The sequence below is a fragment of the Sulfitobacter sp. 1A13679 genome (assembly GCF_043557115.1).
GTDB lineage: Bacteria > Pseudomonadota > Alphaproteobacteria > Rhodobacterales > Rhodobacteraceae > Sulfitobacter > Sulfitobacter faviae.
Genome location: NZ_JBIFFO010000006.1, coordinates 1 through 23,192, shown reverse-complemented (window position 1 = coordinate 23,192; position 23,192 = coordinate 1). Strand labels below are relative to the sequence as shown.

23 protein-coding genes are annotated in these 23,192 nt (G+C 63.9%); 13 read left to right on the top strand and 10 right to left on the bottom strand.

From position 1 onward, the window contains the following. Positions 1-24: 24 nt before the first annotated feature. From phnC to ACGYLA_RS06435, 7 genes are all read left to right on the top strand, one after another. On the top strand, positions 25-798 hold the full coding sequence (gene phnC, locus ACGYLA_RS06465; RefSeq protein ID WP_394431216.1) for a phosphonate ABC transporter ATP-binding protein: 774 nt from the start codon (positions 25-27) through the stop codon (positions 796-798). Next, the gene (gene phnE, locus ACGYLA_RS06460) at positions 795-1,589 is read left to right on the top strand and encodes a phosphonate ABC transporter, permease protein PhnE (RefSeq protein ID WP_322329752.1); all 795 of its coding nucleotides are present in this window, start codon (positions 795-797) and stop codon (positions 1,587-1,589) included. Before phnC ends, phnE (ACGYLA_RS06460) begins: the two co-directional genes overlap by 4 nt. After that, a complete protein-coding gene (phnE, locus tag ACGYLA_RS06455; RefSeq protein WP_067266492.1) occupies positions 1,586-2,395 on the top strand; it encodes a phosphonate ABC transporter, permease protein PhnE in 810 nt (269 codons plus the stop codon). Before phnE (ACGYLA_RS06460) ends, phnE (ACGYLA_RS06455) begins: the two co-directional genes overlap by 4 nt. After that, positions 2,392-3,297 (top strand): HAD-IIA family hydrolase, encoded by a 906-nt coding sequence (locus tag ACGYLA_RS06450; RefSeq protein ID WP_394431214.1) that lies wholly within the window; start codon positions 2,392-2,394, stop codon positions 3,295-3,297. Before phnE (ACGYLA_RS06455) ends, ACGYLA_RS06450 begins: the two co-directional genes overlap by 4 nt. A 115-nt stretch (positions 3,298-3,412) precedes the next feature. Further along, entirely contained in the window at positions 3,413-4,396 is a 984-nt protein-coding gene (locus ACGYLA_RS06445; RefSeq protein WP_394402813.1) for a TRAP transporter substrate-binding protein, read from the top strand. Between the two features lie 66 nt (positions 4,397-4,462). Then, a complete protein-coding gene (locus ACGYLA_RS06440; protein WP_322329754.1) occupies positions 4,463-4,981 on the top strand; it encodes a TRAP transporter small permease in 519 nt (172 codons plus the stop codon). Then, positions 4,974-6,257 carry a TRAP transporter large permease gene (locus ACGYLA_RS06435; RefSeq protein WP_394413003.1) on the top strand — a complete coding sequence of 428 codons (1,284 nt, stop codon included), beginning with the start codon at positions 4,974-4,976 and terminating at the stop codon, positions 6,255-6,257. The genes ACGYLA_RS06440 and ACGYLA_RS06435 overlap by 8 nt, the downstream gene beginning before the upstream one ends. A 49-nt stretch (positions 6,258-6,306) precedes the next feature. On the opposite strand, the gene ACGYLA_RS06430 is transcribed toward ACGYLA_RS06435, so the two are convergent. Then, complete coding sequence (locus ACGYLA_RS06430; RefSeq protein WP_394431211.1) at positions 6,307-7,803, bottom strand: aldehyde dehydrogenase family protein; 1,497 nt, start codon at positions 7,801-7,803, stop codon at positions 6,307-6,309. Positions 7,804-7,983: 180 nt separating this feature from the next. On the opposite strand from ACGYLA_RS06430, the gene ACGYLA_RS06425 reads away from it, so the two are divergent. Further along, positions 7,984-8,856: an NAD(P)-dependent oxidoreductase gene (locus tag ACGYLA_RS06425; RefSeq protein WP_394431209.1), complete on the top strand. Its 873-nt coding sequence runs from the start codon at positions 7,984-7,986 to the stop codon at positions 8,854-8,856. 10 nt (positions 8,857-8,866) lie between these two features. Here ACGYLA_RS06425 and ACGYLA_RS06420 read toward each other — a convergent pair whose 3' ends face one another. From ACGYLA_RS06420 to ACGYLA_RS06385, 8 genes are read right to left on the bottom strand one after another with little or no spacing between them, the layout of a single operon-like run. Next, the gene (locus ACGYLA_RS06420; protein WP_394431207.1) at positions 8,867-9,592 is read right to left on the bottom strand and encodes an SDR family NAD(P)-dependent oxidoreductase; all 726 of its coding nucleotides are present in this window, start codon (positions 9,590-9,592) and stop codon (positions 8,867-8,869) included. Next, positions 9,589-10,371 carry a cyclase family protein gene (locus ACGYLA_RS06415; protein ID WP_394431205.1) on the bottom strand — a complete coding sequence of 261 codons (783 nt, stop codon included), beginning with the start codon at positions 10,369-10,371 and terminating at the stop codon, positions 9,589-9,591. Before ACGYLA_RS06415 ends, ACGYLA_RS06420 begins: the two co-directional genes overlap by 4 nt. Beyond that, positions 10,368-11,615, bottom strand: a complete 1,248-nt coding sequence (locus tag ACGYLA_RS06410; RefSeq protein WP_394431203.1) for an SDR family NAD(P)-dependent oxidoreductase — start codon at positions 11,613-11,615, stop codon at positions 10,368-10,370. The genes ACGYLA_RS06415 and ACGYLA_RS06410 overlap by 4 nt, the downstream gene beginning before the upstream one ends. Further along, positions 11,612-12,781, bottom strand: coding sequence for a thiolase family protein (locus ACGYLA_RS06405; RefSeq protein ID WP_394431201.1), 1,170 nt, complete (start codon positions 12,779-12,781; stop codon positions 11,612-11,614). The genes ACGYLA_RS06410 and ACGYLA_RS06405 overlap by 4 nt, the downstream gene beginning before the upstream one ends. Further along, entirely contained in the window at positions 12,778-14,403 is a 1,626-nt protein-coding gene (locus ACGYLA_RS06400) for an AMP-binding protein (protein ID WP_394431199.1), read from the bottom strand. Before ACGYLA_RS06400 ends, ACGYLA_RS06405 begins: the two co-directional genes overlap by 4 nt. Then, complete coding sequence (locus ACGYLA_RS06395; protein WP_394431197.1) at positions 14,400-14,879, bottom strand: aromatic-ring-hydroxylating dioxygenase subunit beta; 480 nt, start codon at positions 14,877-14,879, stop codon at positions 14,400-14,402. The genes ACGYLA_RS06400 and ACGYLA_RS06395 overlap by 4 nt, the downstream gene beginning before the upstream one ends. After that, complete coding sequence (locus tag ACGYLA_RS06390) at positions 14,876-16,210, bottom strand: aromatic ring-hydroxylating dioxygenase subunit alpha (RefSeq protein WP_394431195.1); 1,335 nt, start codon at positions 16,208-16,210, stop codon at positions 14,876-14,878. The genes ACGYLA_RS06395 and ACGYLA_RS06390 overlap by 4 nt, the downstream gene beginning before the upstream one ends. An 11-nt stretch (positions 16,211-16,221) precedes the next feature. Continuing rightward, positions 16,222-17,172 (bottom strand): PDR/VanB family oxidoreductase, encoded by a 951-nt coding sequence (locus ACGYLA_RS06385; RefSeq protein WP_394431193.1) that lies wholly within the window; start codon positions 17,170-17,172, stop codon positions 16,222-16,224. Between the two features lie 136 nt (positions 17,173-17,308). Between ACGYLA_RS06385 and ACGYLA_RS06380 the strand changes: the two genes are divergently transcribed. The 5 genes from ACGYLA_RS06380 to ACGYLA_RS06360 all read left to right on the top strand — a co-directional run bounded on the left by ACGYLA_RS06380 (position 17,309) and on the right by ACGYLA_RS06360 (position 21,980). Continuing rightward, positions 17,309-17,803, top strand: coding sequence for a MarR family winged helix-turn-helix transcriptional regulator (locus tag ACGYLA_RS06380; RefSeq protein ID WP_394431190.1), 495 nt, complete (start codon positions 17,309-17,311; stop codon positions 17,801-17,803). A 138-nt stretch (positions 17,804-17,941) separates the two neighbouring features. Next, entirely contained in the window at positions 17,942-18,961 is a 1,020-nt protein-coding gene (locus ACGYLA_RS06375; RefSeq protein WP_394431187.1) for a TRAP transporter substrate-binding protein, read from the top strand. Positions 18,962-19,019: 58 nt separating this feature from the next. After that, complete coding sequence (locus ACGYLA_RS06370) at positions 19,020-19,523, top strand: TRAP transporter small permease (RefSeq protein WP_067266537.1); 504 nt, start codon at positions 19,020-19,022, stop codon at positions 19,521-19,523. Beyond that, on the top strand, positions 19,520-20,833 hold the full coding sequence (locus ACGYLA_RS06365) for a TRAP transporter large permease (protein ID WP_067266538.1): 1,314 nt from the start codon (positions 19,520-19,522) through the stop codon (positions 20,831-20,833). The genes ACGYLA_RS06370 and ACGYLA_RS06365 overlap by 4 nt, the downstream gene beginning before the upstream one ends. Before the next feature lie 94 nt (positions 20,834-20,927). Next, on the top strand, positions 20,928-21,980 hold the full coding sequence (locus tag ACGYLA_RS06360; protein WP_394431185.1) for a M42 family metallopeptidase: 1,053 nt from the start codon (positions 20,928-20,930) through the stop codon (positions 21,978-21,980). Positions 21,981-22,001: 21 nt separating this feature from the next. On the opposite strand, the gene ACGYLA_RS06355 is transcribed toward ACGYLA_RS06360, so the two are convergent. After that, a partial coding sequence (locus ACGYLA_RS06355; RefSeq protein WP_394431183.1) for an ATP-binding protein occupies positions 22,002-23,192 on the bottom strand: 1,191 nt, incomplete at its 5' end.

Genomic DNA, 23,192 nt, shown 5'->3' with positions numbered 1-23,192 from the left:
GGCCCCACGTTTAAGGTACATTAAATGCTGAAAATCTCTGACCTCGTGAAACGCTATGGCAGCGGTGATCCGGTGCTGAAGAACCTCGATTTGACGATCGAGGGCGAAAGCGTCGTTTCGATCATCGGTTCCTCCGGCGCGGGCAAATCGACGCTGCTGCGCTGCATCAACCGACTGGTGGAGCCGACCTCGGGGTCGATCATGCTCAATGGCACCGAACTGACCAACCTGAGGGGCAAAAACCTGCGCGCCGCACGGCGCAAGATCGGCATGGTGTTTCAGGGCTTTAACCTTGTCGACCGCCTCACGGTGATGGAGAACGTCCAATCGGGCCGCCTGGGCTACATCTCGACATGGTCCGCCGTGACCCGCCGCTATGCCAAGGCCGACATCCGCCGCGCCTATGAGTTGATGGAGCGGGTCGGTATCGCCCAATACGCCAACACCCGCGCCGACCAGCTTTCGGGCGGCGAACGCCAGCGTGTCGGTGTGGTCCGCGCCTTGATGCAGGACCCCGACATTCTGCTGGCGGATGAGCCCACCGCCTCGCTCGACCCCAAGACCTCAGAGCAGATCATGGGCCTGCTGCGCGACCTCGCCGGGGAGCTAAAACTGCCGGTGCTGATCAACATCCACAACGTGACCGAGGCCAAGGAATACACCGACCGTATCGTCGGCATGCGCTATGGCCGGATCATCTTCGACGACGAGCCGAGCAAGCTCGACCAAGCGGCGATGGATCAGATCTACGCCGGCAGCCCCCATGCGGACCGCGCCAAAGATGGGGCCGCGGCATGAGCGCGCCACGGGACAGTTGGAAAAAGCCGCCCTTCATCGCCAACCCGGTGCTGCGGTGGGCGGTGATCTTGGGCGCGGTGGCCTATTTCGGTTGGGTCGGTCTGACGATGCCGATTGACTGGAACCGCGTCGCCGAAGGGCTGGGGCGCGCCGGGCGCATCTTCGGCGGGGCGTTCCCGCCCAGTTTCGAACGCTCGGGCCTGTTGATCGACGGCTTTCTTGAGAGCCTCAAGATCGCCATCCTCGCCACCGCAGGCGGGGTGCTTTTGTCGATCCCCATCGCCTTCATGTCCGCGCGCAACGTGGCGCCCAAGCCGATCTTCTACCTTGGCCGCGCCATCATCATCGTGGCACGCAGCTTTCACCCGGTGATCGTGGCGATCCTCTTCGTCAAGGCCGTGGGCTTCGGCCCCTTCGCGGGCGTGCTGACGCTGATCGTCTATTCCATCGGCTTCGTCGCCAAGATGCTGGCCGAACGGATCGAGGAGATCGACTTCGGTCAGGTCGAAGCCATGCGCGCCGCCGGTGCGCCCTATTTCTCGACCCTGATCTACGCGATTTTCCCCCAGATCATGCCGCGCCAGATCGGCCTCACGATCTACCAGCTCGACAGCAACCTGCGCGCCTCGGCCGTGGTGGGCATCGTCGGCGCGGGCGGCATCGGCGCGACGCTCGCCAATGCCTTTGGCCGCTACGACTATGACTTCGCGCTGGCCATCACCATGGTCATCGTCGGTGTCATCCTTGTCTCCGAAGCCGTCAGCGGCGTGATCAGAAAGCGCATCCAATGACGACGATTGCAGAGAAGTTCGGCCGCGACGACTGGACCCGTTTCACCCTGCGCCAACGCCTCACGCGCTACGGCGTGCTTCTGGGCTGCGCCCTCGCCATCGCTTGGGCGCTGACTTCGATCGAGGTCATCTGGGCCTGGGTCTGGGGTGCGCCCGAGCAGATCGGTGACCTTTTTGGCCGCATGTATCCGCCCGACCCCAGCAACCTCGACACGATCCTCAAGGTGTTGTGGGACACGGTGAACATCGCCACTTTCGCCACCACCTTTGCGGTGCTGCTGTCGCTGCCGGTGGCCTATATCGCGGCGCAGAACACCACGCCCAACCGGGCCACGCTCTGGCTTGGGCGGCTGATCCTCGTGACCTCGCGGTCGGTGAACACGATCATCTGGGCGCTTCTCTTCGTGGCAATCTTCGGCCCCGGCGTGGTGGCGGGTATTTTAGCCATCATGTTCCGCTCCATCGGCTTTATCGGCAAGCTTCTGGGCGAAGCGATTGAGGAGATCGACCGCCGCCCCGTGGAGGCGCTGGAGGCCACCGGCGCCTCGCGGTTCAAGGTCATCGCCTATGCCATCGTGCCGCAGGTCATGCCGACCTTCTGGGCCGTGTCGATCCTACGGTGGGACATCAACCTGCGTGAATCCACCGTTCTGGGCCTCGTTGGCGCGGGCGGCATCGGGATCATCCTGCAAGGTGCCATCGACACCTTCAACTGGCCCGAGGTCGCCACGATCCTCATCGCGATCATCGTGTTGGTGATCATCGGTGAGGTGATCTCGGCCTTCTTACGCCGCCGCATCCTGTGAGTGTCGCCATAGACCCCGCGCAGGCGCTGGCCGAATACCAGCGCCTGCGCCCCCGGCTGCCCGCCTGCGACAAGCTCGGCCATGGGGCAGAGGCCGCCCGTTTCCTTGATATCGTCGCGCCCTATGAGTTGATCCTGTTCGACGCCTACGGCGTGCTGAACGTCGGCGAAACCGCGATCAAAGGGGCCGCGCAGACCATCGCCGCTCTGCGCGAGATGGGCAAATCGGTCATGGTCGTCAGCAACTCCGCCGCCTATCCCAAGGCGCGTATGATGGACCGCTACGCGCGGCTTGGCTTTGATTTCGCAGCCGACGAGGTGGTCACCAGCCGCGAGGCGCTGCTGCACCGCGTCGCGACAGAACCCGCGCGCCGCTGGGGCGTGATGCTGAACCCCGATAAGGACATGGGAGAGATTACCGATCTCGGCGCGACCGTTCTGGCGGATGATCCGGCAATCTATGATCGGGCCGAAGGTTTCCTCCTCGTCGGGGCGGATGGGTGGACAGAGGCGCGGCAGGCCCTGTTGGAGGCCAGTCTGAAACGCCAGCCCCGGCCTGTCTTTGTCGGCAACCCCGATCTTGTCGCCCCGCGTGAGGATGGTCTCTCGCTCGAACCCGGCTGGTTCGCGCATCGTCTGATCGACGCGACCGGCGTGGCGGTGCATTTCTGTGGCAAGCCCTTCCCCGATATCTTTGATCTGGCCCTCGCCCGGGCAAAGCCCCTCGATCCGGCGCGCGTGCTGATGGTCGGCGACACGCTGCACACCGACATCCTCGGCGGGGCGCAGGCGGGTTTCGCCACCGCGCTGGTCACCGGCCACGGCTCCCTCTTGGGGTTGGAGGTTGCTGCGGCGATCCAAGGCTCGGGCATCGCGCCCGATCATATCGTCACGGAAATTTAGCAGCGCTTTGCTGTGGATTCATTGTCCACAAAGCGCCCCACCCCCATTGCCATTCTGAACATCCGCCGCTAGCAGTTTTCGTGACCTTGTTAATAAGATCGCTGGAGGATACAAAATGTTCAAAATCACCAAGCCCACGGCAATTTTCGCCACTTTGGCCGCGCTCACCGGAGGAGCCCTGAGCGCCGAGACCGAAGTCAAGATCGGCTACGCCCTCGCCCCCGACAGCCACTACGGCGTCGCAGCGCAGAAGTGGCAAGAGGTCGTTGAGGCCGAAACCGACGGCAAGTTCAGCTTCCGCCATTTCCCCTCCTCCGGTCTGGGCGGTGAGCGCGAGGTCGTCGAGGGCCTGCAACTCGGCACTGTCGAGGCGACCATCGTCTCCACCGGCACGCTGAGCAACTTCGTCCCTGCCACCGGCGTGACCGACATCCCCTTCCTGTTCCGCAGCCTCGACCACGCGCGCCGCGTGCTTGACGGGCCGATCGGTCAGGACATCTTGGCCGAGTTCGACGGCGCGGGCATGGTGGCCTTGGCTTGGGGCGAACAGGGTTTCCGCCACATCACCAACAACCGCAACGCCATTGAGACCCCCGAAGACATCGCGGGCATGAAGCTGCGCACCATGGAAAACCCGGTCCACCTCGAAGCCTTCAACGCCGCTGGCGCCGCCCCCACCCCGATGGCCTGGCCCGAGGTGATCAGCTCGCTGCAACAGGGCACCATCGACGGGCAGGAAAACCCGCTCTCGGTGATCGTCTCCGTGAAGCTCGACGAGGTGCAGAAGTACCTGACGCTCTCGGGTCACGTCTATTCGCCCGCCATGCTGCTGGTCTCCAAACCTTTTTGGGAAGGCCTGTCGGATGAGGACAAAGCCGCCTTCGAGAAAGGCGCGACCGAGGCCGTCTCCGCCATGCGCGCCTTCGTCGATGACGTGGAGCAAAGCGGCGTCGAGACGCTGAAAGAGCGCGGCATGGAAGTGAACGAGCTCAGCGAAGACCAGAAGGCCGCTTTCCGCGCCTCCATCGAGAGCGCCTATGAGGGGTACTACGAGACCTACGGCAAAGAACTGATCGACCAGATCGCCGCGACCGAGTAAGCGCCGCGACGTAAAGACGGACGGCCGGGAGCAGTGCTTCCGGCCGTTTTGCACGGGAGGGAAACCATGCGCAGATTGGAACAGCTATTCGTCAAGGTGAACGCCGCCGTGGTGATCGCCTGTTTGACGGGGATGGTCTTGGTCGTGGGGGCCAATGTCGCCCTGCGGTTCAGCACCAACCATTCGTTGTCGTGGTCCGATGAATCCGCCCGTTACCTGATGATTTGGATGGCCTTTCTGGGGGCTGGCCTTGCCCTGCGGCAGGGCGGCCATGTGGCCATCACCAATCTGCATGATGTGATGAGCACCCGGATGCAGCGCATCCTGCGCGGGGTCATCGTTTTGATTTTGCTGTTCTTCTTTGCCTTCATGGTCAAAGTCGGCTGGGACTATATGCAGCGCGCGCAGTATCAGATGACCCCCGCGATGCGCCTGTCTTTCCGCTATGTCTATGCCGCCATGCCAGTCGGCTTCACGCTGCTGATCGTACATCTGTTGCTGATCGCGCGGCCCTTCATCATGGCGGGCCGCTATCACCAGCCCGAAGGTCAGACCGAAAACATGCCGGGAGCCGCCAATGGCTGAGATCCTCTTCATCTCGCTTTTCGTGCTTATGGTGCTGGGGCTGCCCGTCGCCTTTGCCATGGCCATTTCCGTCTTCGCCGCCATCGGTCTGGGCAGTTCCTACCCGCAGATCGTCGTGGTGAAAGAGATGTTCTCGGGCCTCGACAGTTTCCCGCTGCTGGCCGTGCCCTTCTTCATCCTCGCCGCCGAGATCATGACCGGCGGGGCAATCACCCACACGCTTTTGCGTTTCGCGGCGCAATTCGTGGGCCATCTGCGCGGGGGGCTGGGCTATGCCAATGTGATTTCCTCGACCATGTTCGCAGGGATCTCCGGCTCGGCGCTGGCCGATGCGGCGGGACCGGGCGCGATGATGATCCGCATGATGGAGAAAGGCGGCTATGACCGCTCCTACGCCGGAGCTTTGACGATTTCTTCGGCAGTGGTGGGGCCGATCATCCCGCCCTCGATCGTGATGATTATCTATGCCTTGCAGGATCAGGAAGTCTCGGTCGGATCGCTGTTCATGGCGGGCGTCATTCCGGGGCTGCTGCTCGCCGGAGGGAGCCTTGCGGCCAATGGTTGGGTCAGTTGGAAACGCGATTACCGCAGTGATGAGGCCCGGCCCGAGCGGGCGCAGATGTGGCGCAACAGCCTGATGGCGCTGCCCGCGCTTGGGCTGATCGTGCTGATCGTCGGCGGCATCCGGGGCGGCATTTTCACCCCGACCGAAGCGTCGGTCATCGCCGTGTTCTATGCGCTGTTTTGCGGGTTCTTCGTTTACCGCGCCCTGCGCCTGCGCGATCTGCCGGGGCTGATCCTGCGCGCGGCACTGATCTCATCCGCGGTGTTGCTGATCCTTGGGGCCGCGCGGGCTTTCGCATGGGTCTTGGTGATCGAAGGCGTGCCCCAGTTTCTGGCCGAGACGATCATCGCGTGGGAGCTTTCGCCGATCCTGTTCCTCTTGGCGGTGAACGTGCTGTTGCTGCTTTTTGGTCTGTTCATGGATCCGCTGCCGGGGGTTATGATCCTCGTCCCGATCCTGGCACCCATCAGCCACGCCCTCGGCATCGCGCCGGATCATTTCGCCATCGTGGTGATCGTGAACCTGACACTGGGGCTGACGACGCCACCGGTGGGGAGCCTGATCTTCGTGGTCTCCTCGGCGGTGAACCTGAAGCCCGCCGCGCTGATCCGCGAGATGCCGCCGTTCTTTTTGGCGAATTTCGTCGTGTTGATGTTGCTGACGTTTGTGCCAGCAATTTCGACATGGCTGCCAAAGGTCAGCGGTTTTTAGCAATTTACCGCCCGGCATCAGACCGGGCGGCGCCGCGCTGAGCTTGTCCTTACTCGGTCTGGATCCAAACCGCCTTGGTATCCAGATACGCCTGCAGGTGCTCCACGCCACCCTCCTTGCCGTAGCCCGACATCTTCAGCCCGCCAAAGGGCACCGCCGGGTCGATCGCGTGGTACATGTTCACCCAAACCGAGCCCGCCTTCAGCTTTTTCACCGTCCGATGCGCCACCCCGAGATCGCGGGTGAATATCCCCGCCGCCAGCCCGTAGGGCGTGGCATTGGCGCGGGTCACGACCTCCTCCATCGTGTCGAAGGGCAGGGCCGAGATCACGGGGCCGAAAATCTCCTCCCGCGCGATGGTCATCTCGTCTTTCACATCGGCAAAGATCACCGGCTCGAGGAAGTTGCCACCCGCATAGCCCTCCCCCTCGGGCCGACCGCCGCCCGTGACCAGCCGCGCGCCCTCGGCCTTGCCCTTGGCGATATAGTCTTCGACCTTTTCGGTCTGCACGGCGTTGATGAGCGGGCCGAGATCGGTACCTTCGTCGAGGCCATGCCCGATCCTCAGCCCCCGCGCGAAGGCCGCCAGTTTCTCGATAAACTCATCCTGAATCTCCCGCGCCACGAAAAGCCGCGAGCCGGCGATGCAGATCTGCCCCGAGTGGGCATAGACCGCCATCGCCGCCACCGGCACCGCCTTGTCGAGGTCGGCATCCTTGCAGATGATCAGCGGGCTTTTCCCCCCAAGCTCCAGCGTGATCCGCTTGAGGTTCTCCACCCCGGCCCGTGCGATGGTCTTGCCCGTCGCGGTCGAGCCGGTGAAGACCACCTTGTTAACATCCGGATGTTCGGCCAGCCGCGCGCCAGCCTCACGGCCCGTGCCGGTGACCACGTTGACCACGCCGTCGGGCACGCCCGCCTCCTGCATCAGCCGCGCGATCATCAAGGGCGTCAGCGGCGCGTCCTCAGAGGGTTTCAGCACCACGGTGCAGCCGGTGGCCAGCGCAGGCGCAATTTTCCAGATCGAGGCGGCGGTCGGGGCGTTCCACGGGATGATCGCGCCCACCACGCCGACCGGTTCGCGGGTGGTGAAGGACAGCATCGACTGCGAGATCGAGTTCTCGATCACGTCGCCATGCAGCGCCACCGCCTGACCTGCGTAGAAGCGCAGCATCCCGATCACCCGCCGCTTGTTCCCGAGCGTCCGCGCCAGCGGCAGCCCCATGTCGGCGGTGTCGGAGACACAGAGCTTCTCCCAATCCCGCTCCATCACATCGGCGATGCGCAACAGCACCTCCTGCCGGTCGTAGGGCGTGAAGGTGGACCAGACGCCTTCGAAGGCGCGGCGCGCGGCATCCACGGCCTGATCGACATCCCGCGCCCCGCCGCGCGGCACTTCCGCCAGCTTGCGGCCAGAGGCGGGATCCTTCACCTCAATCACCGCGCCGGAGTAGGCGGGCACGTCCTGACCATCGATGAACATCGGGCAGAACTGCCCGTGGTAAAGCGTTTCGGCAATCTGGTGGGGGTCGCGGGTCAAAGTCATTTCAGCCTCATTCCATTTATGCGCCATTCCTATCAATCGAATTGTCGGTTTCAAATATACAAAGCCCTGTTTGGGCAAGAAAATCCGGCCCTGCCGCGTTGCACCGTGCTGGGTGGATCGCTAGAACTTTCCCCAAGGGAACCGCGCGCAGGGGTGGCGGTGGCAAGCGAAGGAAAATCCATGAAAATCGGTATGATCGGTGTCGGCCTGATGGGCCACGGAATTGCCCGCAATGTAATGCGGCGCGGGGGATTTGCGCTTGGCTATTTCGACCACCCCGGCAACCAGCCGACCGATGAGTTGGACGGGCTGGGGGCTACGGCTTTCGACAGTCTGAGCGATCTGGCCGCCGCCTCCGATGTGATCATCCTCTGCGTTACCGGCTCGCCGCAGGTCGAAGGGATCCTGACCGGAGAGGGCGGCGTCATCGCGGGGCTGAAACCGGGTGCTGTGGTCGTCGATTGCTCAACCTCCCTGCCCGCCTCAACGTTGAAGATGGCCGAGGCGGTGAAGGCGGCGGGGGGCGATTTCGTCGATGCGCCGATGACCCGCACGGCGCAGTTTGCCCATGAGGGGAAGTTGAACCTGCTCGTCGGCGGTGACGCGGCCACGGTCGAAAAGGTCTCTCCGGTGCTCGCGGCCTTTACCGAAGAGGTCAAACATGTGGGCGCGGTCAGCGCGGGCCATCGGCTGAAGCTGCTGCACAACTATGTCTCGGTCGGCTTCATGTCTCTGCTGGCCGAGGCGGCTGCGCAATCGGCAGATGCGGGGATCGATCCGCAGAGCTTCGTGGATGTCTTGGCGGGCGGCGGCGGTGCCAGTGTCGCGCTTGATCGGCTGTCGCCCTTCATCACCAGCGGCGACCGCGAGGCGCTGCCCTTCGCGATCAGCAACGCGCTGAAGGACTTCGACTATTACCGCCAGATGTCCGCCCAAGCGGGCGCGCAAGTCGAGATTGCCGATGGGGTCTATCGCGCCCTTTCCAACGTCGTCGAAAAGGGCGCGGGCGATGCCTATGTCCCTGAATTGGTGCAACATTTCCGCAAGGGTTAAGCCCGAGGGGTCAGAGCGTCAGCGTCCCGATGCTCGACCCGCCGCAGACGAAAAGCGTCTGGCCAGTGACGAAACTACTGGCCGGGTCGCAGAAGAAGAGGAAGGCGTTGGTCACGTCCTCCACCTGTCCTAACCGCCCCACGGGGATGCGCTTGGCCAACTCTGCTTCGCGTTCGCTTTCTTTCGGGATGATGCCCCAGAAATTATCCGTTTGCACCGGGCCGGGGGCCACGACGTTGACGGTGATCCCATACGGCGCAAGCTCCAGCGCCCATGTGCGCGCCATGCCGATCATCCCGGCTTTCGAGGCCGAATAGGCGGTGCGCGTTGGCGCGCCTAGGGCCGCGCGGGAGGCGTTGAACATCACTCGGCCAAAGCCGCGTTTTTTCATCGCGGGCAAGAAGGCTTGCAGCAGCGTCAGGGCCGAGCCGAGGTGCAGTTGCGCAAGGCCGGTGATGTCTTCGGGCTTGGCCTCTTCAACCAGATTGGGCCAGATCAGCCCCGCGTTATGCACCAGATGGGTCACCTCATGGCGCGCGGCGATGTCAGCGGCAACGGCGGCGACGGAGGCGGGGTCGAGCAGGTCGGTTTCGATATGCTCGCAGCCCTCCGCCTCCCACTCCGGCTTGCCCCGCGCGATCGAGATCACGCGATAGCCTCGCCCCAGCAACCGCTGCGCGAGATCGGCGCCAATACCCTTGCTGCCCCCGGTGATGACGGCGGTGTACTCGGTCATGGCCTCTCTCCCGGTATCAGTGCCAGCACCCGCAAGGGGCTGCCGGTGCCGCCTTTGATCTTAAGCGGCGGTGCGATCAGCATGGCCCCGGTGGGCGGCAGTTGGTCGAGGTTGCACAGGCATTGCAGCCCGTATTTCCCCGCCCCATGCAGCAGGTAATGCGCGGGGAAGGGCGGGTCGTAATGCATCCCCTGCCCCGCGTCAGTGCCGACCGTTTCCGTGCCAAAGCCGCGAATGCCACGCTCTAGCAGCAGTTCGATGGCGGCGGGAGTGGGGCCGGGCGAATGGGCGCCATCCTCGCGCATGTTGAGGTAATCCGCGCCGCTGCGTTTCGACCAATCGGTGCGCATCAACACCCAAACGTCGGCGGGGATCGGCCCGTGCTGGGCCTCCCAATCGCGGATGATCTCGGGCGTCAGTTCGAAGTCGTCGTTCTGCGCCGCCCCCGCCGAGCAGTCGATCACCACGACCGGGCCGATGAAGGCTTCGGGCGGGATTTCATCCACCGCGCCATGGGCCACGTCCTTGCCCGAGACCCAGTGAATGGGCGCGTCGAAATGGGTGCCGGTGTGTTCGTTCAGCGTGAGGTTATGCCACTTCCACGCCGGGCCGCGTTGATCATAGGCTGAGACTTCCTCCATCCGAAACCGCGCACATTGGCCGAACTCTGGCGGCAGGACGATGACCGGGAAGTCCGGGTCGAGCCGATGGGTCAGATCGACGACCTTTGCGGCACCGCTTGCCAGTGCTTCGGCCAGTGTCATGATTGCATCGCTCATGCGCCGCCCCCTCGCGTTTCGCGTTCCATCAAGGCCGGATCGTCCAGCCAGCGGGCCAGCGCGTCCTTGGCCACGTCACCGCATGCGACCTCTTCCAACCCGTCGACCAGCCCGCTCACCACGGTCCGCGCCAGTGCGCGGGGGGAGACTTTGGGCGGCGGCAGGGGTTGGCGCCATTCGTCATCGACGGGGCCGGTGTAGACATTCATCACCCGCAGCCCTGCCCGGGCAAACTCCGCCCGCATCGTCTGGCTGAGCGACCGCGCCGCCGCTTGTGAGGCATCGAAACCACCGAACCCCGCCTCTGGGGCCAAGGCCCCGACCGAGAGGAGATTGATCCAAGCCACCGCGGCATTAGCCCCATCCGCCGTGCGCGCGGCCATCGCGGGGCCAAAGCCCTGCGCCAATCGCATCAGGCCCAGCACATTGGTCTCCATCCCCTCGCGGGCAAAGACAGTGTCACTGCCGAGCACCCCGCCGGGGCGGATGAATTGGGCGGTGTTGATCAGGATGTCGACCTTGCCACCGATCTCAGCCGCGAGGCGCGAGACGGAGGCCCCATCGGTGACATCGAGCGGCATGAGGCTGACGCTCTCCATCCCCTCGAAGGCCGCGCGGCCTTCCCATCGGCGCCAATGTTCCGGCTCCCCCAGGAATATCTTCGCCGCACCTGCGCTCAGGAGCGCTTGGGCCAGCGGCAGGGCCAAGGGCGAGCGGGCATCGGTGATCAACACCCGCCGATGTTTCGGATCGCTCGACATTTCGCGGAGCATCGGATCGTCTTGCATCAATTCGCTTCCCTCTCGCGGCAGGGCCACCATGACCCCCTGCCCGGCCCGGTCCAGTTTCAACGCCAGCCGCACGGCATCACCGCGCTCGACCTCGCCATGCAGATGGCACACGGCCACCGGCCCTGCGGCCAGTTGCACCGTGCCGATGCGCCACGGCAACCGCTCACGAAAATACGGGTCGGGCGAGACGCGGATCGTGGTTTCGGCCAAGGCTTCGCCCGCGCGGTCCGTCTCGCGCCAGTCCAGCGCGACGGACAGGCATTTGCAGCAGGCATCGCGCGGGGGGTATTGCACCGCCCCACAATCGGCGCAGTGTTGCAAGGCGAAGGTGCCACGCCCGGCGGCGATGGCAAGGCCGAGGGCCGCGCGCGACCGCTGCGCGGGCGGCAGCGTCGGCACCCTGCTGCGCTTTTGCGGGTTCTTCTTTCGGGGCGGGGTCAATGGGTCGGTCATGGCGCGCCCCCTTCGATGATCGCCGCGGCAGAACAGACGCCCCGGTCATAGTTGATCATACCAAAGCCCGAGACCAAGGCCCGCCGGGCGTTGGCAACCTGTGTGGCCTCGGCCTTCCCCGTCACCTGCCGGATCGCCTCGACCAGCCCCAGATAGCCGCCCGCGGCCCCGGCTTGGCCGACCGACAACTGCCCGCCCGAGGTGTTGTGGGGGAAATCGCCGTGGATCGTCAGATCCCGCCGCCGGGTAAAGGCGGCCCCCTCCCCCTTGGCGCAGAACCCGAGGTCTTCGAACTGCATCATCGAGATCACCGGGTAGTCGTCATAGGTTTGCAGCAGATCGATCCCCTCAGGCCCATGGCCCGCCATCTCGTAGAGCTCACCGATATCCACGCCCCAGCCGCCGCGCAGTTGCATCGGATCTTCGGGGTAGGCGTTGTGTCGCTCGATGGTGCCGCTGATCCGCGCGAAGGGCAGGTCGCGCCGCAGGGCTTCATCCTCGCGCATGACCAAAAACGCCTCGGCCCCGGCGCAGGGCATCACGCAGTCGAATAGCGCGATGGGGTCCGAGATCATGCGCGCATTCAGGTATTGGTCAAGCGTCAGCGGGGTTTTCATCAGCGCATCGGGATAGCAGAGCGCATTGGCGCGTTGCGCCACGGCGATTTTGCCAAAGTCCTCTCGCGTGGCGCCGAATTCCTGCATGTAGCGGTCCATCAGCAGGGCGAAACTCGCGTTCGGGCCGCCGAAACCATAGGGAAAGGTCGCATCCATCGAAAAGCGCGAAAAGCCGCTGAGCAGGCTGCGAAAGCTGTCGATCCGGTTCGCGTCCCCCGCCACGCAGGCCACCACATCCACATCGCCCGCCTGCACCGCCCGCGCAGCGCGGCGCAGCGCGATGACCCCGCTGGCCCCGCCCGTCGGCACGGTATCGAGCCACCGCGGGCTGAGCCCCAAATGCTGGGTCAACCCGACCGGCGTGTCCGGCGCGAGCGAGAAGCTGGAGACCGAGAACCCGTCCAGTTCGCCCGGCGCGATCCCAGCCTTGCCCAGCATCGCGCGCAGCGCGCGGGCGATCCACCAATGGGCGGTCTCATTGCTGTAGCGCGCATAGGGCACCGAGGTGGGCACCGCGATGACGACGCCGTCATAGCCCCTGCGTCTCATGCTGCCGTCCGTTTCTTTAGCCCGCGCAGGTCTTGCGTGGCGGGATCGTCCAGCAGGTCGGCGGCCAGCATTTTCAGCACCCCGCGTTGGAGTTTCTGCGTCGCCGTCAGCGGCAGCGCCTCGACAAAGGCGATGAAGCCGGGGGCTTTGTAATAGGCAAGTTGGGTCAGGCACCATTCGGTGATTTCACGGGCCAAGACGGCAGGGTCGGCACCGGCGTCCTTCGGCACGATACAGGCGAAAACCTCATCCCCGCGCACCGCGTCAGGCACGGCGGCCACGGCGGCGCTGGCCACGGCGGGGTGGCGCATCAGGGTCGATTCCACCTCGACCGCCGCGATGTTCTCGCCCGAGCGGCGGATCACGTTTTTCTTGCGGTCGACGAAATACATCGCCCCATCCGGCGCGCGGCGCACGATGTCGCCGGTGTGGAACCAACCGCCCGCCCAAGCCTCATCCGTGGCTTCGGTATTTTTGAAGTAGCCCGCAAAGAACCCACGCCGCGGGTCGGCACCGGCGCGGCGCACCAGCAATTCGCCCTGATCGGCCTCTTCCCCGGCATCGTTGAGCAGCCGGACCTCCAGCCCCCCTTCGGGCGCGCCGAGGCAGCTTTCGCCCACGCGGCGCGGTTCGCGGTTGGCGCAGATCACCGCGCCCGCGCCGGTTTCGGTCATGGCCCAAGCCTCAACCAATGGAAAACCGAAACGCGCCTCGAAGGCGGCGTGCAATTTCGGGTCCACCCCCGCGCCGAAGCCAAAGCGCGCGGCATGGTCGCGGTCAGCTTCGCTTGCCTCGGCCCCCATGAGCATCGACGGCATCACGCCGAGGTAGTGCAGACAGGTCGCCTCCGAGGCCCGGACCGAGGACCACCAACTGCGGGGGTGGAAGCGGTCAAGCGCGGTCAGGCAGCCGCCCACTGCGATCATCGCCATGAAGGAATAGGCCATCGCGTTCATGTGGAAGATCGGCAGGGGCGTGATCATGCGCTCGCCGTCTTGCGAGAGGGCGCAAAGCCCGCCGGTGTCGGCGTACCAGCATCCGGCATCTAGGAAATAGGTGTTGGTCAGAATGCAGCCTTTGGGCTGACCGGTGGTGCCCGAGGTGTAGAGCAGTGCCGCCTCAGCCTCCTCCGCCCCCCCTTGCCGTGCCGCGATGGTCTCACGCGTCGCGGGGGCGGGCAAGGGATCCTCCGGTGCGATTACCGACATGTCGCGCCCGACTTGCCGTCCCGCCGCGCGCAAGTCCTCGCCGCGCGCAGGGATCGCCACGGCCAAGACCGGTTCGGCATGGTCGATCATATAGCTCAGCTCTGCCGCACGCAGATCGGGGTTCACCGGCACGACCGACAGGCCCAGTCCATTCAGCGCCAGCCACCAGAGGAAGAAGGCCGGGCGGTTCTCCATCAGCAGCATCACGCGCTGCCCGGGCAGATAGCCCGCCGCCGAAATGCGCTTGCGCAGGGCGGCAACCTCGCGCGCGGCTTCGGCATAACTCACCTCCCCCGCCGCGATGCCGTAGATGTCCGCCGTTTCCGGCAGGACATTCAGGAAACCCCGTTCGGGGTGCCGCGCGGCGGTGTCTTCAAAGGCCGCGTAGACCGTCTCAGTCTCTGCCCCGATCATGGCAGCAACTGGATGTTGCGGAAAGCCGCGTCGCAATTCACGATATCGACCCGTTTGTTAGCAATGCGCAGACGCCCCTCGACCAGCGCCAGCTCATGCCGCGCGGTGACGGCGAGCAACTGTTGCTCGTCCAGCCGCGTCTCGACGTAGTGCATGAAGGTGGTCGTGACGAAACGCCCGGCCTCCGCGTCCATCTCATCCACGAAAGGCCGTTGGATCACATGGTGGCAGCGGCTCTTGGGCTTTTGGCTGAAGGTGCGCGCGCCGTTCAGACGTTCGACGCGCAGCTTGAGCATGAACATATCCTCATACATCAACGAGGTCTCGTTGATCGGGTCTTTTTGCTGATAGTCCAACGGCATCCAATAGTGCCCGTCCGGCAGCCAGAGGTCGAGCCATTCGGTATAGCGCCCCTCGTCCAGCATGCGCACTTCGTCATAGATGAAGTCGATCAGGCTTTCGCGCGTCACACTCATTCCGCCGCCTCCGTCTTTTGGCCCATGGTCATGAACTTGACCCATGCGTGGAATTGGTTGCGCATCTGGCGTTCGGTGGTGCCGTTCTCGACCGCTTCGACATCGAAGTCTTCGTCTTCTTCGATCAGGCGCTGGATGTTCACCCATTCCAGCCCGTCGACCATCAGCCCTTCCTGCGCGCGCTCGTACATCTCCAGATCGTCATGGCCGACGATGGAGGTGGGCGCGTTGATCATGCGGTTGTACATCGCGGTGCGAGCCGTCAGCTCATCGGGTGCGTCGACAAGGCGGTAGATGTAGCTTTCCACCACGGTCCGGTCGGCGGCGATGGGGATGAAGACCCGCAATTGCTGGATCGGACCCTTGATCATGATGTTGGGGAAATAGACCGTGTTGTGGCGGTTCTCATCGAGGATCGCCTTGGCCTTCTCCTCTCCATAGCTGTCGCAGAGCGCTTCGAAATACCCGGGGATGGCGGAATAATCCGAGTGGATAGAGTGGTTTACGCCGGTGTGCCCATGCCCGTTGGGCCATGTGCGGATGCCCATGCCTTCGAAGAAATCGTAAGGCGACATGAAGGGGGCGATGATCTCCATCGCGGGGGGTTTGGGCGCGTCCTCAGGCAGGCCCAGTTCTTCGTAGAGCTTCACCGCCGTCCCGGCGGAGCTTTCATGCGCCACCATCGGGTGGCAGGTGTCGGTCTGGTTTTCTACCAGCATCTTCCAGTTGCAATGATGCATGTAGCGCAGCGGCGGGCCGACCACTTCGAGCCGTCCGGCGGGGGAGCGGTCAACCATATTGTCGAGCGACGACAGGCTTTCGCCGAAGAACTCTTCGAAACTGATGCCCTCTTCGGCGAGGCGGGCAAAGATGAAGCCGCGGTAGTTCTTCACATCGCCGACGCTGCGCATTCCTTTGCCGCTGTCGGTCTCTTCCAGCCCGGTGTTCTGGTAGCCCTTCTTGAGCGGGATCGCCAAAAGGCACCCATCGGTCTTGAAGCTCCATGCGTGATAGGGGCAGCGGAAGAATTTGCCGGTGTTGCCTTGCCGGTCGATCACGATCTTGGTGCCTTTGTGGGGGCAGCGGTTCAGCAGGACATGGATGTCGCCCGTCGAATGGCGCACCTGAATGACGGGCTGGGTGCCGATATGGGTGCTGAAATAATCGCCCTTATTCGGGGTCTGGCTTTCATGGCCGACAAAGACCCAAGCATTGGCGAAGAGATGCTTCATCTCCTGCTGGAACACCTCTGGGTCATTGTAGATATCGCGGTGCACCTGATGTGGCTGCACGAGGGCGGCCAAGGCCGCCGGGCTGTCGTAACGTCCCATGAGTTCCTCCCTCAGATGTCGAGCACAAGGCGCGGAGATTTCGCGCGGCTGACGCAGATTTGCATGACATTGCCTGCCGCGCGCTCGGCCTCTGACAGGACCACGTCGCGGTGATCGGGGGTGCCGCTGAGCACATCGCATTGGCAGATGCCGCAGTCGCCGCGCTGGCAGTCGTACATGACATCGACACCGCCCGCTTCCAGCACGTCGATGATGGATTGGCCGGGGGGGATGGTGAAAACCTCTCCGGTTGAGGCGACTTCGACCTCGAAGGCGCTGTCGCCCTCTTGCTCCTGTGGCGCGTCGAAGAGTTCGAAATGGATGCGCTCGGCGGCGATGCCCGCGGCTTCGGCTTTTGCCTTGGCCGCGTCGATCAACCCTTTGGGGCCGCAGACATAGAGATGCGCTTGGGCTCCAAGGCTGTCGATCACCGCGCCGAGGTCCAGCGCCGTCGCATCATCATCGCAATGCAGATGCAGCGCATCGCCGAAATTGTCGCGTAGGGCATCGCGGTAGGCCATAACGGGCGCGCTGCGGCCCGTATAGTGAAAGGCGAAGTCCTGCCCCGCGGCCTTGAGCGTCGCCGCCATCGAGATCATCGGCGTGATGCCAATCCCCCCCGCCAGCAGCACGGCGGGCGCGTCCGGGGACAGGGGGAAATCGTTCTTCGGCGCGGCGCAGGTGATCTGTGCCCCCGGTTTCAGCCCGTGCATATGGGTCGAGCCGCCCTTGCCCTCGGGCTCGCGTTGAACGGCGATGCGGTAGCTTTCGGGGGCCTCGGGGATCGGATCGAAGGTGATCAGGGAATAGGCGCGGGTGTCGCCATCGGGCAGATCGAAAAGCACATGCGCCCCCGCTTCCCAGTTCGGCAGCGGGCTGCCGTCGGCGGCTGCAATCTCGAACTCGGTGATGCGATCGGTCAGCGCTGTGACCTTGCGCACGACGGCGTTGATCTTCGACATGTGGCGTCCTCCCTGACAAACAATATGATTTTTCATATAGTTTTGGTCAAGGGTTTTCTTGCCAAGCGCGAGTTTGCCCGCCATTTAGGGATGCCGAGGTGCGAGGAGCCCTCTTTCCATCAAAGGGTTAACTGGTGTGACGCAGCAAAAGACCGATGCAACCGCCCAAAAGGAGACGGGTCAGGAGGGGGGATTCGTCTCGGATTACCTGCTGTATCTCTTGGCGGCGGCCAGCGATGTGGCAAGCGCGCAGTTCCACGCGCAGGTGCGCAAAGCGGGGCTGCGGGTGCCGGAATGGCGCGTGTTGGCCTGCCTGTCGGACACCGATGGCGCGATGATCACGCAGCTCGCACGCCGGGCGCTGGCCGAACAGTCCCGCCTCACACGGATCATCGCCCAAATGGAGGAACGCGGCCTGCTGCTTCGCCGCAGCGACCCTGCCGATGGCCGCCGCGTGCGGGTATATCTGACCGACGCGGGCCGCGCGCTGGCCGCCGAACTGGTGCCGCAAGCGCGCCGCCATGAGGCGGCCTTGATGGAAATGCTGAAGCGCAACGAGGGGGCGCAGTTGAAGCCCGCGCTGAAATCGCTGCTCGCCGCCTTGGATGACACGGGCGATCTTCGCGGCTGATCACCGCCCTTGCCCCGGGGGCAAAAAATGGTTCCAATCGTGCTGTAAATGTGAATACATGAAAAAGCATATACTTGGCGATACGGGTTTGGGAGAACCCCGCCAAGGCATATCGAACGGTATGGGGAGGAGCCCAAAATGACCAAATTCACCAAGTTTCTCACAACGAGTGCGCTTGCGCTCTGCACCGCGACCGGCGCTTTCGCCGCCGAGACGCTGACCATTTCCACATGGCTGCCGCCGAGCCACCCGGTCAACACCGGGATGTTCACCCAATTGACCGACATGATGGCCGAGGCCAGCGATGGGCTGATCGAGACTGAGTTGAAAAACGGCCTCGCCCCGCCGCCCGCGCAGATGGACCTGCTGCTGGACGGTGCCGCCGATATCGCCATTCTGTTCCACGGCTACACGCCCGGTCGTTTCGTCGGCACGAAACTGGTGGAAATCCCGGGCTACGAAGGCAACGCCGAGGCCGCATCGGTTGCCCATTGGCGCGTGCATGAGGCGATGCTGTCTGAATTGGACGAGCACCGCGGCGTGAAGGTGATCGCGCTCACAACCCACGGCCCGGGGCAAATCCACTCCAACAAAGAGGTCAACACCCTCGACGATCTGCAGGGGCTGAAAACCCGCCTCGGCGGTGGTGTCTCGGCGGATGTGGGGGCGGAACTTGGCCTTGTCGGCATTCAGGTGCCCGCGCCCAAGGTTTACGAGACGCTCGACTCCGGCGCCGCCGATGCGGTGGCCATGAACATGGGCGAGCGGATCAGTTTTAAGCTGAACGAAGTGGCCAAGAACGTCTATGAGATGCCCGGCGGGTTCTACCGCGGTTCCTTCTCGGTCATCATGAGCCAAGAGACCTTCGACAGCCTGCCCGAAGACGTGCAGCAAAAGCTCGACAGCGAAGTCTTTGGCGAGACGGCGAGCCGCATGATGGGTGCCGTTTGGGACCAAAGCGACGTTGACGCGCGTGAGGCGACCGAGGCCGCGGGCGACAACAAGATCGTCACCGCCTCGGAAGAGGACCAAGCCCGCTTTGCCGAGATGGCCGCCAAAGTGCGCGACAAGGTGATCGCGGAACTCGACGAGGCCGGTGTCGATGGGCGGGCCGCCTACGAGATGATGCGTGAGGAAATGGCGAACGCCAGCCAGTAACCCCCACCGCCAAAGGGGCCGGGCGCAAACGCGGTCGGCCCCCAGCCAGGGAACCGCCATGCGCTCTTTAATCCGCCTAACCACCGCCCTCTCGGCCCTGCCGATGACGATGGCCTCTCTCGCGCTCTTCGCGCTGATGGTGCTGACCTTTGCCGATGTCATCATGCGGTCGGTCTTCAATGCACCCATCGAAGCTGCAACCGAGCTGATCCGCATCGGCATCGCGCTGATCGTTTTCTCTGCCTTGCCGGTCCTGTCGGGCCGCGAGGGGCATATCGCCGCCGACCTTTTGGACCGCCCCTTTGAAAACTGGGGGCTGCAACGCTGGCGCGACGGGCTGGTGACGCTGGGGTGCGGGGTGATGCTGTGGTTTCCGGCGGGGCGGGTCGTCGACCTCGCCTACCGCGCGCTCAGCTATGGCGACGTCACCGAATATCTTGAAATCCCGACCTTCTACATCGGCATGTTCATCGCGGTGATGACCTATCTCACCGCTGTCGTGCTGATCCTGCGCGGGCTTCTGCGCCTCTTTGCGCCGCAACTTCTGGACCCTGCTACATGATCGCCTCTGCTATCGGCTTTGCCGCCGTTTTCGTCCTCGTCTTGCTGCGCTTGCCTATTGCCTTTGCCATGGGCCTCGTCGGGATGATCGGGCTGGTCTATGAGACCAGCTACCGCGCGTCGATCTCCATGGTGTCGCGGCTGATCATCGACACCAGCCAAGACTACGGGCTGTCGGTGATCCCGCTCTTCATCCTCATGGGGCTTTTCGTCAACAAAGGCGGGATCAGCCGCGAGCTTTACCAAGTCTCTAACGCCTTTTTGGGCCACTTCCGGGGCGGTCTGGCGATGGCCACCATCGTCGCTTGCGGGGGCTTCGCCGCGATCTGCGGCTCATCGCTCGCCACCGCCGCCACGATGTCCAAGGTCGCCATGCCGGAGATGCGCAAATACGGCTATTCCGATAGCCTCTCGACCGCCTCCATCGCCGCCGGGGGCACGCTCGGCATCCTGATCCCGCCGTCGGTGATCCTCGTGATCTATGGCTTGCTGACCGAGACCTCCATCGGCGCGCTGTTCATCGCGGGCATCGTGCCGGGCGCATTGGGCATCCTGCTCTACCTCTGCGCGGTGCGGTTTTCCGTCGCCATGAACCCCGAGGCCGGCCCTGCTGGCCCCCGTGCGACTTGGGGCGAGCGGCTACGCGCGCTCAATCACGTCTGGTCGGTGCTGGCGCTTTTTGCGCTGGTCATCGGCGGGCTCTATGGGGTCTTGGACTTCTGGCCGATCCACCTCGCCTTCTCCCCGACCGAGGCCGCGGGCATGGGGGCGGCGGGGGCCTTCCTCATCGCTTGGGCGCGCGGCGGGCTTAGCTGGCGGGGCCTGCGTGAAGTGCTGGAGGAGACGACGCTCACCTCCGCCTCGCTCTTCTCTGTGCTGATCGGGGCGTGGATTTTCTCCAACTTCGTGAACCTCGCGGGGCTGCCCGAAGGGCTGCTGGCCACCGTCACCGCGCTCGACCTCGGGCCTTGGGTGGTGATGGGTCTAATCCTTCTGATCTACATCGCGCTCGGCTGCATTTTTGAAAGCATGTCGATGCTGCTGCTGACGGTGCCGATCTTCTTCCCGCTGGTCACGAGCCTTGGCTTCGATCCGGTGTGGTTCGGCATCATCGTCGTCGTCGTGACCGAGATCAGCCTGATCACCCCGCCCGTCGGCCTCAACGTCTTTGTCCTCAAAGGCGTGGTCGGCGATGTTTCCACCGGCACGATCTTTCGCGGCGTCACCCCGTTCTGGCTGGTCGATATCCTGCGGCTGATCCTATTGCTCGTCTTCCCCGCGCTGGTGCTGTTCCTGCCGGGTCAGATGTAGCCCCCTGCCCTCTCAGCCTCATCGCACCGCGCCTGTTTGCACTTCGGCAGGCGCGGCGCGATAGTGCGGCCAAATCACCAAGGATGAGGCCAGCATGAACATCGACCTACTCAAAGACCTTTGCGAAACCCCCGGCGTTCCGGGGCGCGAACACCGCGTGCGCGATCTGATCACCCGTGAGATCGAAGGGCTGTTCGACCATGTGGAGACCGACGCCATGGGCTCCCTCCTCTGCCGCCGGGATGCGACGGCGGGCGATGGCAAAGCGCCCAAGATCATGCTGCTCTGCCATATGGACGAGATCGGCTTTCTGGTCAGCCATGTGTCGAAAGACGGGTTCCTCTACCTGCAGCCCGTGGGCGGTTTCGATCCGCGCAACCTTTTCTCGCGCCGGGTGCTGGTCTGCACCGATCAGGGCGATCTGAAGGGCGTGATGAACCCCGGCGGCAAGCCCATTCACATTTCCTCCCCCGAAGACCGCAAGAAGATCCCCGAAGTCTCGGAATTCTTCGTCGATCTGGGGCTCGGCGAAAAAGCAAAGGACATCGTCAAGGTCGGTGACTTCGTCGTCATGGACGAGCCTTTCCTTGAGATGGGTGAGCAGTTCGTCTCCAAAGCGCTCGACAACCGCGTGGCCTGCTGGCTCGGGATCGAGGCGATCCGCAAGCTGGCCGGCAAGGGGCGCGGCGCGGAGATTCATGTGGCCTTCACCTGTCAGGAAGAAGTCGGCCTGCGCGGGGCGCGCACGGCGGCCTATAAGGTACAACCCGACATCGGCCTTGGCATCGACACGACGCTGGCCTGTGACACGCCCGGAGTGCCGGAGCACCTCTCTACCACGCGGCTCGGCAAAGGCTTTGGCCTGCACGTCCGCGACAGCAGCTTCATCGCGGATGTGGACCTCGTGCGCGACATCGAAAAACTGGCCGAAGCCCGCGACATCCCCTTCCAACGCACCATGCTCGCCGCAGGCGGACAAGACGGTGCTGCGGCGCAGCAAGCCGCCGCTGGCGCGCGGGCTGTGGGGATCGTGGTCGGCACCCGCTATATCCACACGGTGACCGAGATGGTGTCGAAGGGAGACCTACAGGCGGCGCTGGATATCCTCGTCGCCTACCTCGAAGGCTTTGACGGCAAGACAGCCTAAAGCCCCCTGCCCCCTTGAGCGTCACGGGCGTTTAGGGGGGCCTGCATCATCGGGGGTTTGCGGAAGCCAGACGGAGAAGGCCGCACCCCCTTCCGCCCGATTGCAGACCGTGATGATCCCCCCGGCCCGCTGGATCAGCGTCTGAGAGATCGACAGGCCCAAGCCCGTCCCCTCCCCCGGTTTGGTGGTAAAGAAGGGATCGAAAAGCGATCCGAGCAGCGCCTCAGGCACCCCCGGCCCACTATCATGGACCGACAGCGCCACACCGGCTACGCCGTCGCGATCCTCAACCCCAAGGTACAATGCCAGCCGCCCTGCCCCCTGCATCGCTTGCACGGCATTGACCACAAGGTTCACCACGACCTGCTGTATCTCGCCCGAGTCCGCGCGAACCGGTGGGACCTCTTCAAGGTCGCAGTGCACCTCGACCCCGCCCCGGCTGATCAGATGATCGACGAGTACAAGGCAGTCCTGCACCAAGGGGCGCAGGGAGATATTATGTTCACAATCGGAAAATTCAGACGGGGCGGCGAACTTGAGCAATTTGCCGACAATGACCTCAATCCGGGACAGTTGCCTGTCGATCAGCCCCAGTTCCGTGACCACCGGCGCGGCATCCGCCCCGAGGGTCTCCCGGATGACATCGACATTACCCATGATCACCGCGACGGGGTTGTTGATCTCATGCGCGACCCCTGCTGTAATCTCTCCGATGGAGGCGAGCTTCTCGCTCATCACCAATTGGCGGAAGGTCTGTTCCAACTTCTCATTCGCCTCGCGCAACTCGGCGGTGCGCTGATCCACCCGCTGGTTCAGCTCATCGTTCCAGCTGCGCAACTGCCGATCACGTTCCTGAACCTGCTCCAGCAACCAATCGAGGTGATGCGCCACCGCCCCGATCTCATCCCGTGCAGGCACTGCGCCGATCCGCGCCGAAAGTTCCCCCTTGCCGACGCGGTGCATGACCTTTGTCATCCGTTCGAGCGGTGAAAAGATACCGCGTGCCAGCCAAAGGAACACCGGCGCCGACAGCGCCAGCACGGCAAAGAAAGCAGCTAGCATCCACCAGAACGCCTCCCGCTTCGTCTGTGCAAAGGGTGCTTCGAGAAAGCCGACGTAAAGCATCCCTACCCGCTCGCCGAAACTATCCGTGATCGGCTGGTAGCCAGAGATGTACCAATCGTTCACCACGAAGGCCCGGTCGAGCCAAGT

Bases quoted from the DNA above. Each gene is read 5' to 3' on its own strand.
- ACGYLA_RS06415 (WP_394431205.1), bottom strand. From the start codon at position 10,371: ATGAGCGATGCAATCATGACACTGGCCGAAGCACTGGCAAGCGGTGCC.
- ACGYLA_RS06395 (WP_394431197.1), bottom strand. From the start codon at position 14,879: ATGAGTGTGACGCGCGAAAGCCTGATCGACTTCATCTATGACGAAGTG.
- ACGYLA_RS06365 (WP_067266538.1), top strand. From the start codon at position 19,520: ATGATCGCCTCTGCTATCGGCTTTGCCGCCGTTTTCGTCCTCGTCTTG.
- ACGYLA_RS06405 (WP_394431201.1), bottom strand. From the start codon at position 12,781: ATGAGACGCAGGGGCTATGACGGCGTCGTCATCGCGGTGCCCACCTCG.
- ACGYLA_RS06375 (WP_394431187.1), top strand. From the start codon at position 17,942: ATGACCAAATTCACCAAGTTTCTCACAACGAGTGCGCTTGCGCTCTGC.
- ACGYLA_RS06435 (WP_394413003.1), top strand. From the start codon at position 4,974: ATGGCTGAGATCCTCTTCATCTCGCTTTTCGTGCTTATGGTGCTGGGG.
- ACGYLA_RS06385 (WP_394431193.1), bottom strand. From the start codon at position 17,172: ATGTCGAAGATCAACGCCGTCGTGCGCAAGGTCACAGCGCTGACCGAT.
- ACGYLA_RS06360 (WP_394431185.1), top strand. From the start codon at position 20,928: ATGAACATCGACCTACTCAAAGACCTTTGCGAAACCCCCGGCGTTCCG.
- ACGYLA_RS06410 (WP_394431203.1), bottom strand. From the start codon at position 11,615: ATGACCGACCCATTGACCCCGCCCCGAAAGAAGAACCCGCAAAAGCGC.
- ACGYLA_RS06400 (WP_394431199.1), bottom strand. From the start codon at position 14,403: ATGATCGGGGCAGAGACTGAGACGGTCTACGCGGCCTTTGAAGACACC.
- phnC (WP_394431216.1), top strand. From the start codon at position 25: ATGCTGAAAATCTCTGACCTCGTGAAACGCTATGGCAGCGGTGATCCG.
- ACGYLA_RS06445 (WP_394402813.1), top strand. From the start codon at position 3,413: ATGTTCAAAATCACCAAGCCCACGGCAATTTTCGCCACTTTGGCCGCG.
- phnE (WP_067266492.1), top strand. From the start codon at position 1,586: ATGACGACGATTGCAGAGAAGTTCGGCCGCGACGACTGGACCCGTTTC.
- phnE (WP_322329752.1), top strand. From the start codon at position 795: ATGAGCGCGCCACGGGACAGTTGGAAAAAGCCGCCCTTCATCGCCAAC.
- ACGYLA_RS06370 (WP_067266537.1), top strand. From the start codon at position 19,020: ATGCGCTCTTTAATCCGCCTAACCACCGCCCTCTCGGCCCTGCCGATG.
- ACGYLA_RS06430 (WP_394431211.1), bottom strand. From the start codon at position 7,803: ATGACTTTGACCCGCGACCCCCACCAGATTGCCGAAACGCTTTACCAC.
- ACGYLA_RS06390 (WP_394431195.1), bottom strand. From the start codon at position 16,210: ATGGGACGTTACGACAGCCCGGCGGCCTTGGCCGCCCTCGTGCAGCCA.
- ACGYLA_RS06440 (WP_322329754.1), top strand. From the start codon at position 4,463: ATGCGCAGATTGGAACAGCTATTCGTCAAGGTGAACGCCGCCGTGGTG.
- ACGYLA_RS06425 (WP_394431209.1), top strand. From the start codon at position 7,984: ATGAAAATCGGTATGATCGGTGTCGGCCTGATGGGCCACGGAATTGCC.
- ACGYLA_RS06420 (WP_394431207.1), bottom strand. From the start codon at position 9,592: ATGACCGAGTACACCGCCGTCATCACCGGGGGCAGCAAGGGTATTGGC.